This is a genomic window from Pseudomonas sp. 5Ae-yellow, from assembly GCF_014077575.1.
GTDB classification, from domain to species: Bacteria; Pseudomonadota; Gammaproteobacteria; order Pseudomonadales; family Pseudomonadaceae; genus Halopseudomonas; species Halopseudomonas neustonica.
Genome location: NZ_JACGWE010000011.1, coordinates 1 through 14,913, shown reverse-complemented (window position 1 = coordinate 14,913; position 14,913 = coordinate 1). Strand labels below are relative to the sequence as shown.

The window sequence follows — 14,913 nt, the reverse complement described above, 5'->3', positions numbered from 1 at the left end:
AACATTGCAGGCATCCGCGCTCAGTCCTCGCGGGTTGGGGTGCGCATGGTAACAAACTCTTCTGCCGCCGTGGGATGAATGCCCAGGGTGGCATCAAACACCGCCTTGGTAGCGCCAGCTTTTACCGCTACAGCCAGTCCCTGCAGCATCTCTCCGGCGTCCGGCCCTATCATGTGTATGCCGAGTATGCGGTCATCATGCTTATCAACCACCAGCTTCATAAGGCTCTGATCACTGCGCCCTGCCAGCGTATTGCGCATGGCGCGGAATCGACTTTCAAACACCCGCAGTTTATGACCTTTTGCGCGGGCGTCCTCTTCGCTTAGGCCCAGCGTGGCAATATTGGGAATGCAGAACACGGCCGTCGGAATATCCTTGTAATCGACCGGAACGTATTCCTCCGGCTGGTATAACCGTCGGGCAAGCGCCATGCCCTCAGCCAACGCTACCGGGGTTAACTGCAAGGTGTCGGTAACATCGCCGATAGCATAAATGGAAGGTTCCGTGGTTTGGTAATGCTCATCAACTGCAACAAACCCCTTCTTGTCCAGCGTGACCCTGGTGTTTTCCAGTCCCAGACCTTCCAGGTGGGGGCGACGCCCGGTGGCGTAGAGCACCAGATCAGTTTCAATGGTGTCGCCATTGTTCAGGCTCACCAGTAAACTGCCATCGCTTTGCTTGTCGATACGCTGAACATCGGCGTTAAAAGTCAGCTCCAGCCCTTTGCTGTTAAGCGTCTGCGCCATGTGTTCGCGCACGCTCATATCAAAGCCCCGCAGGAACAAGTCACCTCGGTACAAGAGACGCGACTCGCAGCCAAGGCCTTCAAATATGCAGGCGAATTCGACAGCAATATAACCACCGCCTACTACCAGCGTTCGCTTGGGCAGTTCTTCAATGAAGAAAGCTTCGTTGGAGCTGATCACATGCTCACGCCCGGGAAACTCGGGAATAAACGGCCACCCACCAGTGGCAATCACAATCCGCTCGGCGCTGTAAGTAGTATCGCCAACAACGACGTGATGCGCATCCTTGAGGCGCGCGCGCCCGTTTATCAGGGTGACACCCGCGGATGTCAGCAGGTTGTGGTAAATGCCATTGAGGCGGGTAATTTCCTGGTTTTTATTTTCCAGCAACCGCGACCAGGTGAACTCAGGTTTGGTGATATCCCAACCAAAACCTGCGGCATCGACAATATCTTCGGCAAAATGCGCGGCGTAGGCAAAGAGCTTCTTTGGTACGCAACCGACATTGACGCAGGTGCCTCCCAGGTAACGATCTTCAGCGACCGCTACCCGCGCACCAAAGCCAGCAGCCATACGACTTGCGCGCACGCCGCCGGAACCTGCACCAATGACAAAGAGATCAAAATCGTAGTCAGACATACGGGCCTTTTCTTGCGTCGAGGGGGGCTTGATATCATACCGCAAAGCCCCTCTCTTATGGCACCCGTGCGTGTACTCAGACTACTGCGCGCAAAGCAGCGGCAACTGGCTGTGTTGATGGTCGCCCAACCCCCACATAGACAAAGCCTTCACGCTCGACCAGCGCCGGCTCGTACTGATTACGCCCGTCCAGCAATAAAGGATTACGCATCAAACTGCGCATCAGGGAAAAGTTGGGTTGCCGAAATTGCTTCCACTCGGTCACCAACACCAGGGCGTCGGCACCCTGCAGGGCGTCGTAGGGCTCATCCACTAGTTGCAACTGCCCGGTCTTCACTGCGTGCGGATAACAACGCTTGATGTTGTCTGCGGCTATCGGATCGAAGGCCTTGATCTGCGCACCCGCTATCAGCAGTGACTCAATCAATGTCCGGCTTGGGGCATCGCGGATATCGTCAGTTCCGGGTTTGAAAGACAACCCCCAGATAGTCACCGTGAGACCACTGAGATCTTCACCCAACTGGTCTTGCAGAGCGCGAAAAGGCCAGGTTTTCTGCTCCTGATTGCGTGCCTCTACTGCCTCAAGAATAGGCATACGCCTATTGTGCTCGCCTGCCATATGCAGAATGGCGCGAATATCCTTGGGGAAACAGGAGCCACCGTAGCCGCAACCAGCGTAAATGAAGTGATGGCCAATACGTTGGTCTGCACCTATACCCTTGCGTACCTGCTCGACATCAACCGCAAACTCATCACAGAAAGCCGCCATTTCATTGATGAACGAGATCTTGGTGGCGAGAAAGGCATTGGCCGCGTATTTGGTCATTTCTGCAGCGCGCCGCGACATGAACAAGATGCGATCATGGTTACGCACGAAAGGCTCATACAACTGATGCATGACTTGCTGTGCCTGATTATCGTCGGTCCCTATAACAATGCGATCCGGTCGCATAAAATCGTTCAAGGCAGCACCTTCCTTCAGAAACTCCGGGTTGCTCACGACCCGGTGCAGGCCAATCCGCTGAAGACTAGCGCAATGCTGATCAAGGATATTCTGAACGCGGCAAGCGGTACCCACCGGGGCGGTTGATTTGCACACCACAATAGCGGGCTGAGTCAGCTTATGTGCCAGCTCGTTCGCCACCGAGAGTATTTGCGATATGTCTGCTGAGCCATCTTCCGCTGACGGCGTACCAACAGCGATAAAGACAACCTCGGCCCCGCGCAGAGCACCGTCATCCAGCGTGGCGCTGAAACACAGCCTGCCCCCTCTGATATTGCTACTCAACAACACTTCAATACCGGGCTCAAATATGGGAGAGCGACCCTCTTGCAGCATACTTATGCGCTCTACATTGCTGTCGATACAGGTGACACTGTTACCCATTTCGGCAAAACAGACGGCCGTGACCAATCCAACGTACCCACAGCCTATGACGCATATCTGCATGTTGTGTCCTCCTTTGACTATCAACCCGATTTCGCCATCATCGCATGACAGTTCCATTAATCAGAGATGAAAGCTTAATGAACGCCATTGCAAATAGGAATTACTTGCATCTGTTTTGATATCAGGTATGGTGCTGACTACGTGGAATGTATGAGCGGTCACGCCTTGGAAACCTCGCCTGAGCATCACTTGACCCGCATTGAGCGGGCTCTCAGCTATATTCATTGCCATCTTGATGATCCGTTATCCGTGCAGCTTCTAGCTGCCCAGAGTTGCTGGTCGCGATGGCAATTCCAGCGTGTATTTACTGCAGCCACCGGCTTTACCGTCGCTCAGTACATACGCGAGCTTCGCCTCAGCCATGCCGCCGAGTTATTGATCAGCACCCAGAAACGACAGCTGGACATCGCGCTAAGTTGCGGTTTTGATTCTGAAATCAGCTTTAGCCGCAGCTTTCGGCACATGTTTGGCTGCGCGCCCGGCGCCTATCGCCGGCGCGGCCAGCGCACCCGCATGCTCGCCGCCATCAACCTGCAGGAAATGCCCCGTCTGCCGTCGGCTATGCACAAATCCATGCTGTCTATCCGTGTAGAGCACCAGGAGGCCATCACGGTAAGCGGTATCAGTGCACCGATCAAAGGCCTGTTTTCACAAACACCAGACTTCACTACCAGCGTACCGGACGTCTGGAAGCGCTTGATGAGAACCATACAAGATCACGCCCTGGAACCAGCCCCGTCTAACTTGATTGGCGTACTGGACCTGACCCAGACAGACAATAGCCAAGAGAGCTTCCCCTACTGGGCATGTTTCCAGACTGACCTGAGCCCATCTTGCGTAGGACTGAAAACACTGACCATACCCGCTCAGGATTACGCGGTCATCCCCCACCATGGGGACATCAGCAGTCTGCAGAAGGCACTGGAATGCTTCATCGTGCACTGGCTGCCGGAATCCGGCTATTGCGGCGTCAACGGCTTTGACCTGGAGATGTATGACCAGCGCTTCCGCCCCGGCAGTGCTGATTGTTATATGGAATATTGGGTCCCCGTCAAACCACGTTGAGTCAGACGCGAAGCCACAGCAGACCTCATCTGGCCAGCGTGTCATGCACCAAATGGTTAAGTGACAGCCCCCGAACAGATATAAAATAGAATCATTACCATTTGATAATGAATCCACTACCTGTCTGGAGTCGTCATTACCGTGCGCCCCTTCTTTCGCTTAAGCCTTATCGCCGCCGCCGTTGCGGCCGCCCACCCTGGCCTCCACCTGCACGCACAAGAGCAGGACGAATATGTGCTGGACAGTCTCACGGTGTACAGCAGCACCTACCGCAATACCGCGACCAAGACTCAGTTGAGTCCGCAGGAAACGCCACAAGGCATCTCGGTCATCGACGAATACACGCTGGAGTCGCGCAACGCCGATACCGTGGCGCAGGCGCTACGCTACGTACCCGGCGTTAATACCGAACTGCGCGGCGGCGCAGTCACCCGATCAGATCTATTCAATATTCGTGGCTTCATCAATTACCAGAACTTCTATGACGGACTGCAGCTGCTGTACAACGATTGGAACCTGCAGCCACAGATAGACATGCAGGCAGTGCAGCAAGTCGAGGTATTCAAGGGCCCTACTTCGACTCTCTACGGCTCTATGCCACCTGGAGGCATGGTCAACCTCATAAGCAAGAAACCCTTGAGAGACGCGTATAACAGCATGGAGCTAAGTGTCGGCAGTAACAATCTCAAGGAGATCACATTCGACTCTGCCGGGCAGTTGGGCGACTCAGACTTGACCTACCGCTTCAACGGCCTGGCCAACAGCAGTGACGGCCAAGCCGACACCTCTGAAAACGAACGCATCATGCTCGCGCCCTCAGTGGACTGGCAGATCAGCGACGCGACGCTGATCAATCTCAACGCCTACTATCAGAAAGATCCCGATATGGGCATCTACACTACCCTGCCCGCTCAGGGGCTGTTTCAGCACAACGCCAACGGGGATCTGGACGTAAACACCTACAGCGGTGACGCCAACTGGAATAAATACGAACGGGAAATGCTGCTGATCGGCTACAAGATTGACCATCAGCTCAGCGACAACTGGAATTTCCTGCAGAGCTTTCGCTACCAGCATGGCGATGCCTATCAGGAAAACACTTACTCATCAGGTCTCGCAGCTGATCAGAGCACCTTGTCGCGCCGAGCGTATCTGACGGACGAAACCGGCAAGGGCGTTACCATCGACAACCAGCTATCAGGCATTGTTATAACTGGCGCGATCGAGCATAACTTGCTACTGGGCATCGACTATTTGAAATTCAAAAGCGACATCGGCTATGAAGATGCCGCTGCACCGGCGATCGACTTATTCGATCCTCACCATCATCTGATTGACGGTAGCCAACTGGATTTCGCGGCGTCCGGTTTGAGTAGTCAGTTTTCTATCGATACCGAACAAACCGGGGTTTATTTCCAGGACCAAATGCGCATTGGTCGCTGGGTGCTGCTCGCGGGTGGGCGTTATGACACCTTTGAATCACGAGAAAAGGGTATCCAGTACGGCCAACCGGTCGATGGCAAGGTCAAGCAGCACAACACCTCCTGGCGGGCGGGCGCGCTCTATGAGTTCGACAGTGGCTTTGCCCCCTTTATCAGCTACGCCGAAAGCTTCGAGCCCGTAGGTGGCCTGGATAGGCTAGGTTCGACTTACGAGCCTTCTACTGCAACGCAGTGGGAAACCGGTATCAAATACAGCACCGCTGACAAACAGACAACGGGCTCGCTAGCGCTATACCGTATCGAGAAAGAGAACGTACTGACACGCGATCCTAACGGCACTGCCTACGACAAGATTCAGGCCGGTGAAGTGCGTTCACAGGGCATTGAGCTGGAGGCCCGCACTCAGGTCAATCGCAACCTGAATCTGATGGGCAGCTACACTTATCAAGACGTAGAGGTAACCAAGGACAACAGTGGCCTGCAAGGCAAAACGCCGGTATGGGTCCCAGATCAGTCGGCCACGGCCTGGGCCAGTTATGATGTGTTCAACGGCCCGCTGGCGGGTATCACCCTGGGCGGTGGCGTGCGCTATATCGGTGAGGCCGAAGTAGATGCCACCAACTCCGATACAGTGCCCTCCGCCACCCTGGTTGATCTAAGTTTGGGGTATGACCTGGGCAGCGTCGACCGAGCGATGGATGGCGCAAGCGTTACGTTATCGGCCAACAACCTGTTCAACGAGCGCTATTACAGTTGCTTTGACACTCTGAACTGCTGGTTCGGCGCCGAACGCAGCCTGGAGGCCAGCGTTCGCTACGATTTCTAATAACATCCCACAGCGTGGCTCAGAGGTGACTTTGCCCGCCTCTGAGCCGGTTACCGACAGCACCCGCCAACCTCAGGTCAGATGCAGCATTTTGGGGATGTGGTAGAACACCAAGCCGAGCATACAGGCAGCCCCCAGCCACAGCAGAGCGATACCCCAGCCGCTGTCCCGGCGAGAAAATCCTGCACTTATCAATAAAACCCCGACAGAAAAAATGGCCAGACTGGCCCAAAAAAGCTCCTTCCCCATACGCTAACTCCCCCACATCACGAGATCCTGCCAAATTTGCGGCTATACCTAAGTATAGAGTTAAATCCGGCGATGGAATCAAATGTTCAAAACAGGCAAGTGTAAAACACCCGTGGCAGAGCAAGCGGCCAAGTGTTATTTGAGATTCTTAAAGGGGGATGGATCTAAAAAAGGCTTCGCTTATCAGCTCAAACCCGCATGAAAATTGGTGCCCGGAGCCGGGGTCGAACCGGCACGATCTTACGATCGAGGGATTTTAAGTCCCTTGCGTCTACCAATTTCGCCATCCGGGCTAGCGAAAGAAAACATAAAGATGGAGGCCGAGGTCGGAATCGAACCGGCGTACACGGATTTGCAATCCGCTGCATGACCACTCTGCCACCCGGCCTCAAAAGGGGGCTACCACGCTGAAAGCAGTACATCAGCGCAATATAAAACTGGAGCGGGAAACGAGACTCGAACTCGCGACCCCGACCTTGGCAAGGTCGTGCTCTACCAACTGAGCTATTCCCGCGTTACATCTACTACATTTGACCCTAGGGTCCCGAGAACTCGCGAGGCTATGCGCCCCACCCCGACCTCGTAAGGTCGTGCTCTACCAACTGAGCTATTCCCGCGTTACATCTACTACATTTGACCCTAAGGTCTCGAGAACTCGCGAGGCTATGCGCCCCACCCCGACCTCGTAAGGTCGTGCTCTAGCAACTGAGCTATTCCCGCGTACATCTAATGCTATTAGACCTTGATCTGCGAAACCTTGCAAAGCAATGCTGCTTGGCAAACCTCGCTGAGGCCCTGTTCACTTGCGTGAACTGTTCCTGTGTTGGAACGGCGCTAATTCTATCTTTCTACGCCATTGTGTCAAGTCATTGATTCAAAAAAAGTTATTTGTTGCTATTTTGATCAGTGTCGGGACGCAAATGTGGCCAGGCCGCCTTTAGGTAAACCACCATTGACCACAGGGTCAACACCGCTGACATGGCCAGCAAAACGTAGCCAAACACGACCCAGCCAGTCGGCTGTGGTGGATTAGCCAGCAAAACGACCAAAGCAACCATCTGCAGGGTCGTCTTGTATTTACCCAGGTTGGATACAGCGACATGCGCCCGCGCGCCCAGCTCTGCCATCCATTCGCGTAACGCTGAGATAACCAGCTCGCGGCCAATAATAATGGCTGCCGGTGCGGTAACCCAAAAATTAGCGTGATGCTGCACCAGCAACACCAGGGCGATAACCACCATGAGCTTGTCGGCGACCGGATCAAGAAAAGCACCAAAAGGCGTGCTCTGCTGCAGCTTGCGCGCCAAGTAGCCATCCAGCCAGTCAGTGACTGCCGCCAGGGTAAACACCAACGCAGCAGCAACATAGCTCCAATGGTACGGCATGTAAAACAGCAGGATAAAAATGGGGATCAGCCCGACCCGCATCAGGGTCAGGATATTCGGAATATTCATATTTTACAGCCTCGGTTGAGCCAGCATTCTAATCGCTATGCACGGCGGCATAAATCTGTTCCGCAAGTTTTTTGCTGACACCCGGGACTTTTGCCATTTCTGCCGCACTGGCGCGCTTCAATTCCTGCAAGCCACCAAAGTGCTTCAGTAGCTCGCGACGCCGCTTTGGACCCACACCAGCGATACCCTCAAGTGATGAGGTCGTACGTGCTTTACCGCGACGCTGGCGGTGACCGGTAATGGCAAATCGATGCGCCTCATCGCGAATATGCTGAATCAGATGCAATGCCGGCGAGTGGCCTGGCAGCACCAGCTCATTATGCGGATCATTCAAATACAGACTCTCCATACCGGCTTTGCGTGTGACGCCTTTGGCCACACCCAGCAAGGTCAGATCATGGATGGCCAGCTCTTGCATGACCTCCATCGCCATTTTCATCTGCCCTTTGCCGCCATCGACCAGCAATATGTCCGGCATTTTGCCCTCGCCGTCCTGAATACGGCTGAAGCGGCGAATCAACGCCTGACGCATGGCGGCGTAATCGTCCCCTGCGGTGACGCCTTCAATATTAAAGCGTCGATAATCGCTCTTCAGCGGCCCCTCCGGGCCAAAGACTACGCAAGAGGCAACCGTGGCCTCACCGCTGGAATGACTGATGTCGTAGCACTCAAGGCGCGTTGGCAACTCATCCAGATTCAATGCCTTCTGTAATGCCTCAAAGCGCGCCTGAATGTGTTGCTTGTTGGCCAACAGGCTCGCCAGCGATTGCGTGGCGTTACTCTGGGCCAGATCGAGCCAGCGTTTACGGTTACCGCGTACGTTATGCGTAATACTGAGATTGCAGCCACGCGCCTGACTGAGCGCCTGGGCAATGATCGGCAAGTCTTCATGGTCCGCATTGACGATAATTTCCGGCGGCACTTCGCGTTCGGCCGTGCCCAGGTAATATTGCGGTAGAAACGCCGACAACACCTCACCTGCGCTCTGTTCGATCGGAACCCTGGGGAAGTGGTTTTTGCTCCCCAGCACCCTACCCTGGCGCACCATGACCACATGAACACAGGCGCCACCGGGGGTAACATCAGCGGCGACAATATCAACATCGCCCTGCTCAGTGTCCATGCTTTGCTGGTCTTGTACGCGGCGCAGCAGCGCAATCTGATCACGTAGCTCAGCAGCCCGCTCAAAATTGAGTTCCACCGAGGCTTGTTCCATGGCCTCATGCAGCTCGTTGGACAGCGAGTTGCTGCGACCTTCAAGAAACATCACTGAGTGGCGTACGTCCTGCGCATACTCGGTCTTATCAACCAGGCCCACACAGGGCGCCTTGCAACGCTTGATCTGATACTGCAGACAAGGCCGCGTGCGATTGCGGTAATAGCTGTCTTCGCATTGGCGCACCAAAAAGGTCTTCTGCAACAGATTGAGACTTTCACGAATCGCGCCGGCGCTGGGATACGGCCCAAAATAACGCCCTTTGGCGCGCTTGGTGCCGCGGTGCAAACCAAGACGCGGAAACTCGTCATTACTCGACAGGAATACGTAGGGATAAGACTTATCGTCGCGCAACAGTATGTTATACGGCGGGCGACTGGCCTTGATCAGGCTCTGTTCCAGCAGCAGCGCTTCGGTTTCGTTGGCCGTGATGGTGGTATCAATCTGCGCTATGCGCGCGACCAGTGCTTCGGTTTTGGGACTCAAACCGGTCTTGCGGAAGTAGCTGGCAAGGCGCTTCTTCAAGCTCTTTGCTTTACCTACATAAAGCAAAGCGCCCTGCGCATCGAACATGCGATAGACACCGGGCTTATTGCTAGCGCTGGCCAGAAAGGCCTGAGGGTCAAAAACGATGTCGGTCATACTCACTGGTGGGATGTATCAACCATGCCGTTGCGCACGGCCAGTAATGTGAGTTCAACGTCACTGGTCACGCCCAACTTTTCAAAAATACGGTAACGATAAGTATTGACCGTTTTGGGGCTAAGGCAGAGTTTGTCGGAGATGCTGTTCACCTTTTCACAGCCGACAATCATCAGCGCGATTTGGATCTCACGGTCAGACAGGCAGTCAAAGGGCGATTCGCCACCCGGATTCAAGTGCTTGAGCACCAGCAACTGGGCAATATTTGGACTGATGTAACGTTGGCCCGCATGCACCTGCTTGATAGCGGCGACCATCTCCTCCAGTGCAGCGCCCTTGGTCACATAACCAGCGGCACCGGCCTGCATCAGACGCGAAGGAAAAGGCTCTTCATTACAGACAGTGACGGCAATAACCTTCATATGTTTGTCGAGCTGCGCCAGTTTGCGGGTGGCTTCCAGGCCGCCGATACCAGGCATGCGTACATCCATCAAGACGACGTCGGGGCGCAGAGCTCGAGCTTGGGTGACCGCGGATTCGCCACTGTCAGCTTCGCCAACAACCGTCAGGCCAGCAACATCTTCCAACATACGACTGATACCCATGCGAACCAGGTCATGGTCATCAACCACCAGCACCTTGATCAAATACCACCCCTTACGCAGAAGACCGTACGTTAGTTATTATTCCATCACTTGATCGCGATGGCGGCATCCTAGCTCATTGCCTTTTCTATACTCAGTCGGCGTCCAAAATGGGTACTTTTCGTAGAGTAAATCTAAAAAGCTGTCCGAACGCTGCTGCAGCCGCCACAATAGCAAAATGAGCACGCAGATGAAACGCCTAGTCAGTGCAATAATGCGGCATAGCGCTGCTGCAGATTGGCTTTTTTCCAGCACGGCTGCGCTACCCATACTTAGGTAGAATGGGAGCGCGTGCTCACTGTCGGCACACTGCTGCAAGACAACAAGGTTAGCCAAAATGACACGAGAAGACCGCTACGAACAGGCGGGCAAAACCGCCGTCATGCAGAACGTACACGGCACCATCAGTTTTCTGTTGGCTTATCCGCCATTCAACCAGATGGAGCATGCCCACCTGGCCTGGCTGGTAGAGCACGCTCAGCTGCGCTTCTATGCCGCCGGCGAGCATATACTTGACCCACAAGATGGCCCCGTAGAGCAGTTTTTCATCGTTAAACAGGGCCTTATTCGCGGCGAGCGTCTACTTGCCGGACAGCAAGAAACCGATACCACCTTTGAAATCAGCACCGGGGAATGCTTTCCGTTAGCCGCGCTATTGGGCGAGCGTGAAACCCGCACCCTCCACCTCGCGGGTGAAGATACCTTCTGCTTTACCATCAGCCGCGCCGACTTCGTCAGCCTGTTTCGCCGCTCTCTACCCTTCCGCGACTTTGCGCTACGCGGCGTCAGCAGCCTGCTTGACCAGGTAAACCTGCAGGCTCAACAGCAGGCCAGCGAAAGCCTGGGATCACATTACTCGCTGGATACCGGCTTGGCCGAGCTAACCGACCGCAAACCCGTGACCTGCGAACTCGACACGCCAATAAGAGCCGCCGTGAGGCTGATGCATGAGGCCAGTGTCGGCAGTATTGTTATTACCGATGCAGCGCAGCGGCCGCTAGGCATTTTCACCCTGCGCGACCTGCGTGGGTTGATTGCCGATGCAGCAACCGATCTGGAGCAGCCGATTAGCCAGGTGATGACTGCCAACCCAAGCCATCTACCCTCTTGCGCCACCGCATTCGATGCGGCGATCGCGATGACCAGCAAGCACATAGCGCATATCTGCCTGGTCGATAACGGGCGCCTTACCGGCGTTGTATCCGAGCGAGATCTATTTTCACTGCAGCGCGTTGATCTGGTGCACATTGCGCGCACCCTGCGCGAGGCGCCTAACCTGGAAACCCTGATCGCGCTGCGTAGCGGTATTCGTCGGCTGGTAGACAGTATGCTGGCCCATGGTGCCTCCTCCACCCAGGTTACGCGAATCATCACACTGCTTAATGACCACAGCGTATGCCGGGTCATAGAGCTCTGCCTGCAGCAGGAAGGTGATCCGGGTATCGAGTTCAGCTGGCTCTGTTTTGGCAGTGAGGGCCGGCAGGAGCAGACCCTGCATACCGATCAGGACAACGGCATTCTATTTACCTGCCATGATAACTCGGCGACCGAGCAAACCCGGCAACGCCTGCTGCCGCTGGCCAAGCGCATCAATCAGGCACTGGCGGACTGCGGCTTCACCCTGTGCAAGGGTAATATTATGGCCGGCAATCCCGAACTGTGTCTTTCGGCACCTGAATGGGCTGAGCGCTTTGGCCGCATCATTAACAGCACCACACCAAAGAATTTACTAGCGTCATCCATCTACTTTGACTTCCGCGTGGTGTGGGGCGACGCGGGTGCGGCGGAGCGGATGTTCCAGTCTGTACTCAAACGTATTGCCGGCAACAGCCTGTTTCAACATCAGATGGCGCAAAACGCGCTGATGCATCGCCCGCCTATCGGTCGTCTGCGCGAGTTCATTCTGGCCCGCAGTGGGAGCGAAAAAGACACCCTGGATCTCAAGGTGCAAGGCTTGGGGCCCTTTGTTGATGGCGCCCGCTTATTGGCGCTGGCCAACGGCATCGCCAACAGCAACACCCTGGTGCGCTTGCAGGCACTGCGTGAAGCAGGCGTAATAGAGCCATTGGATGCGGATGCTTATGTGGAGGCGTATCACTTTATCCAGCTAACACGCATGCAGCAGCACCAACAGCAGGATCGTGACGGGCGCGCACTAAGTAATCGTATAGACCCAGACAGCCTCAACCATCTGGACCGCCGCATACTGCGCGAGTCTTTCCGCCAGGCCAAACGTCTGCAAGCCAGTATCGCACTCAGGTATAACCTGTGAACCCGCTGCAATGGCTTAACAAACGCAGGCAAGACTCGCTTAGCCACGAGCAACGCCAGCGCTGCGAGCAACTACCTAACTCGCAGGCGCTGGATGGCACTGAGCTGAAAGATACCCGCCTGGTTGTCGTTGACCTGGAAACCAGCGGTCTGAACGTGCACCGCGACCTTATATTGTCTGTTGGCGCGGTGGTTATCGAGGATCAGTGCGTCGATCTCGGCAGCCAGTACGAATGTACCCTGTATCGAGAAAACCACCAGGTGACCGAATCCATCCTCATTCACGGCATAGCGCCTAGCGCCATCGCCCAGGGCGTGGATGCAGCCGATGCGTTGCTGGATTTCATGACGTTTTCTGGCGAGTGTGTTTTCGTTGCTTTCCATGCAGCATTCGATCAACGCATGCTACTGCGCGGTTTGCGCCTGGATCTGGGCTACAAGCTACGCCACAAATTTCTCGATGCCGCCGAGATAGCGCCTATGCTCTACCCGGAAGCCAACCTGCCCAAGGGCAGCCTGGACGAGTGGCAGGCTTATTTTGGCTTGCTTAACAGCCAGCGACACAATGCCGCGGCGGACGCGTTAGCTACCGCGGAGATCATGCTGATACTGTTAGCCCGTGCCCGTACCAGCGGCATCAGAACGCTGGGAGAACTGAATGGTAAACTGCGCCACTGGCGGCGCTTACGCCAAGCCCGCATCGGCAGCATCTAACAATCCATATCTGCAGCAAGTTGCTGCACATTCCCGGCCTTTCGAGTCATTGTCCGACCAAATGCAGCAATTTCGTCGCACGAACTCTGGCCAGCCCGATTGAATCCTGATAGTTTGCGCCCCCTTCATCATCGATCAATCTGGAGTTTACCCATGATCAGACACGCTTGGCTAAAATCGTCCTTGGCGTTAGCCATTACCGTAGCCGCCACGTCTGCCAGCGCCAATGGCATCGCTATCAACGAACAGAGCGCCAGTGGCATGGGCACAGGCTTTGCGGGCCGTTCTTCTTCAGCTGAAGATGCCAGCACCCTGTTTGGTAACCCAGCCGGCATGTCGCGCCTGGATCGTACCGAAGTGAGCGGTGGTGCTGCACTTATCATGGCCAAGACCGACATCGACAATGCCAGCGGCTCAGCTACCGGTACCAACGATGGCGACATGGTGCCTACCTCCGTCATCCCCTTTGGCTACCTGGTAACGCCGCTGAATGATCGCTGGCACGCGGGCATCGGTGTTTACGCCCCTTTCGGTGTCATCAGTGATTACGAAGATAGCTTCCAGGGCGGAGGCCACGGCAGGTACAGCAAGGTACAGGTAGTGACGCTACAGCCCACCCTGAGCTTTCAAGTCAACGATCGGATCTCTGTCGGCTTTGGCCCGACCATCAACCATATCAGCGGCAAGCTAACCAGTGCTTTTGGTAACGGCGAAGTAAACATCAAAGGTGATGACGTCGGCTACGGCTTCAACGCCGGTGTACTGGTAGATGTAACCGATCAGTTGGCATGGGGCCTGACCTACCACTCCAAGGTCGATTACACCCTGGACGGCCGCACGCGCCTAAACAATCTGCCTGGACCCGCAGCAGGCGCCAATGGTGAGTACGATGCCAACCTGGACTTCACTACACCTGAGTCGGTTGATACCTCATTGACCTTTGAGCTTGATCCGCAATGGACGCTGTACGCCGGGGCCACCTGGACCCGCTGGAGTCGACTAGACAAGATCGTGGTTGAAAACGACGGCGTTGCGGCACCATTTCAACCAAATTTCAGCGAGATTGAAGAACCGCTGAACTGGGAAGATACCTGGGCCTTTGCCGTTGGCGCGGCTTACCAGATTGCTCCACAGTGGACGCTGCGCACCGGTTTCACCGTCGATCAGTCTCCCGTGGGCGACAGCGACCGTACCGTGCGTATCCCCGTATCCAACCGCAAGGTGTTTTCTCTGGGTGCTGGTTGGGATGTCAGCCAGGATATGACTATCGATGTGGCCTACTCCTACCTGCATGAGAGCAAAGGTAAGATTGAGCAAGCGGCAAAGTCTAGCACCGGATCTTACAACGCCGATTACCGCAACAGCGCGCACGGCCTGTCGTCCCAGGTAACATACCGCTTCTAATCAGCGGTAAAAGCACAACGCAATAAAAAAGGTTCTTCACGGAAGTCCGGGGCAACCCGGACTTTTCGTTTCTGGAATGAGGTGAGGCGGTGACATCTCGGTCATGATGGTTGTGCGACCAACACCATAATCCGAGAGCACCGCCTCATGC

11 protein-coding genes and 3 tRNA genes are annotated in these 14,913 nt (G+C 55.2%); 5 read left to right on the top strand and 9 right to left on the bottom strand.

The annotated features are described in order from the left end of the window. Nucleotides 1-20: 20 nt before the first annotated feature. Entirely contained in the window at nt 21-1,385 is a 1,365-nt protein-coding gene (gorA, locus tag H4J77_RS08965; protein WP_182247974.1) for a glutathione-disulfide reductase, read from the bottom strand. 76 nt (nt 1,386-1,461) lie between these two features. Further along, nucleotides 1,462-2,835, bottom strand: coding sequence for a UDP-glucose/GDP-mannose dehydrogenase family protein (locus tag H4J77_RS08960; RefSeq protein ID WP_123889227.1), 1,374 nt, complete (start codon nt 2,833-2,835; stop codon nt 1,462-1,464). Nucleotides 2,836-2,985: 150 nt separating this feature from the next. On the opposite strand from H4J77_RS08960, the gene H4J77_RS08955 reads away from it, so the two are divergent. Both H4J77_RS08955 and H4J77_RS08950 read left to right on the top strand, forming a co-directional pair. Then, nucleotides 2,986-3,900 (top strand): AraC family transcriptional regulator, encoded by a 915-nt coding sequence (locus tag H4J77_RS08955; RefSeq protein WP_182247972.1) that lies wholly within the window; start codon nt 2,986-2,988, stop codon nt 3,898-3,900. 141 nt (nt 3,901-4,041) lie between these two features. Beyond that, nucleotides 4,042-6,168 carry a TonB-dependent siderophore receptor gene (locus H4J77_RS08950; protein WP_220469306.1) on the top strand — a complete coding sequence of 709 codons (2,127 nt, stop codon included), beginning with the start codon at nt 4,042-4,044 and terminating at the stop codon, nt 6,166-6,168. 72 nt (nt 6,169-6,240) lie between these two features. Here the strand turns inward: H4J77_RS08950 and H4J77_RS08945 are convergent, their stop codons facing one another. The 7 genes from H4J77_RS08945 to uvrY all read right to left on the bottom strand — a co-directional run bounded on the left by H4J77_RS08945 (nt 6,241) and on the right by uvrY (nt 10,376). Continuing rightward, complete coding sequence (locus H4J77_RS08945; RefSeq protein ID WP_177412318.1) at nt 6,241-6,417, bottom strand: hypothetical protein; 177 nt, start codon at nt 6,415-6,417, stop codon at nt 6,241-6,243. A 206-nt stretch (nt 6,418-6,623) separates the two neighbouring features. Continuing rightward, nucleotides 6,624-6,710 (bottom strand) — tRNA-Leu (locus tag H4J77_RS08940). Between the two features lie 21 nt (nt 6,711-6,731). Further along, nucleotides 6,732-6,805 (bottom strand) — tRNA-Cys (locus H4J77_RS08935). Between the two features lie 50 nt (nt 6,806-6,855). After that, nucleotides 6,856-6,931 (bottom strand) — tRNA-Gly (locus tag H4J77_RS08930). 370 nt (nt 6,932-7,301) lie between these two features. Beyond that, nucleotides 7,302-7,871 (bottom strand): CDP-diacylglycerol--glycerol-3-phosphate 3-phosphatidyltransferase, encoded by a 570-nt coding sequence (gene pgsA, locus H4J77_RS08925; RefSeq protein ID WP_182247970.1) that lies wholly within the window; start codon nt 7,869-7,871, stop codon nt 7,302-7,304. 28 nt (nt 7,872-7,899) lie between these two features. Next, entirely contained in the window at nt 7,900-9,729 is a 1,830-nt protein-coding gene (gene uvrC, locus H4J77_RS08920; RefSeq protein WP_182247968.1) for an excinuclease ABC subunit UvrC, read from the bottom strand. Nucleotides 9,730-9,731: 2 nt separating this feature from the next. Beyond that, nucleotides 9,732-10,376: a UvrY/SirA/GacA family response regulator transcription factor gene (gene uvrY / locus H4J77_RS08915; RefSeq protein WP_182247966.1), complete on the bottom strand. Its 645-nt coding sequence runs from the start codon at nt 10,374-10,376 to the stop codon at nt 9,732-9,734. A gap of 334 nt (nt 10,377-10,710) precedes the next feature. On the opposite strand from uvrY, the gene H4J77_RS08910 reads away from it, so the two are divergent. The 3 genes from H4J77_RS08910 to H4J77_RS08900 all read left to right on the top strand — a co-directional run bounded on the left by H4J77_RS08910 (nt 10,711) and on the right by H4J77_RS08900 (nt 14,762). Then, complete coding sequence (locus tag H4J77_RS08910) at nt 10,711-12,645, top strand: putative nucleotidyltransferase substrate binding domain-containing protein (protein WP_123889221.1); 1,935 nt, start codon at nt 10,711-10,713, stop codon at nt 12,643-12,645. After that, nucleotides 12,642-13,358, top strand: coding sequence for a PolC-type DNA polymerase III (locus H4J77_RS08905; protein WP_182247964.1), 717 nt, complete (start codon nt 12,642-12,644; stop codon nt 13,356-13,358). The genes H4J77_RS08910 and H4J77_RS08905 overlap by 4 nt, the downstream gene beginning before the upstream one ends. A gap of 156 nt (nt 13,359-13,514) precedes the next feature. Further along, on the top strand, nt 13,515-14,762 hold the full coding sequence (locus tag H4J77_RS08900; protein WP_123889319.1) for an OmpP1/FadL family transporter: 1,248 nt from the start codon (nt 13,515-13,517) through the stop codon (nt 14,760-14,762). The last annotated feature ends 151 nt before the right edge of the window (nt 14,763-14,913 follow it).

Excerpts from the sequence above, each read along its gene's own strand:
- pgsA (WP_182247970.1), bottom strand. The coding sequence starts at position 7,871 with ATGAATATTCCGAATATCCTGACCCTGATGCGGGTCGGGCTGATCCCC.
- H4J77_RS08960 (WP_123889227.1), bottom strand. The coding sequence starts at position 2,835 with ATGCAGATATGCGTCATAGGCTGTGGGTACGTTGGATTGGTCACGGCC.
- H4J77_RS08945 (WP_177412318.1), bottom strand. The coding sequence starts at position 6,417 with ATGGGGAAGGAGCTTTTTTGGGCCAGTCTGGCCATTTTTTCTGTCGGG.
- gorA (WP_182247974.1), bottom strand. The coding sequence starts at position 1,385 with ATGTCTGACTACGATTTTGATCTCTTTGTCATTGGTGCAGGTTCCGGC.
- uvrC (WP_182247968.1), bottom strand. The coding sequence starts at position 9,729 with ATGACCGACATCGTTTTTGACCCTCAGGCCTTTCTGGCCAGCGCTAGC.
- H4J77_RS08910 (WP_123889221.1), top strand. The coding sequence starts at position 10,711 with ATGACACGAGAAGACCGCTACGAACAGGCGGGCAAAACCGCCGTCATG.
- H4J77_RS08955 (WP_182247972.1), top strand. The coding sequence starts at position 2,986 with ATGAGCGGTCACGCCTTGGAAACCTCGCCTGAGCATCACTTGACCCGC.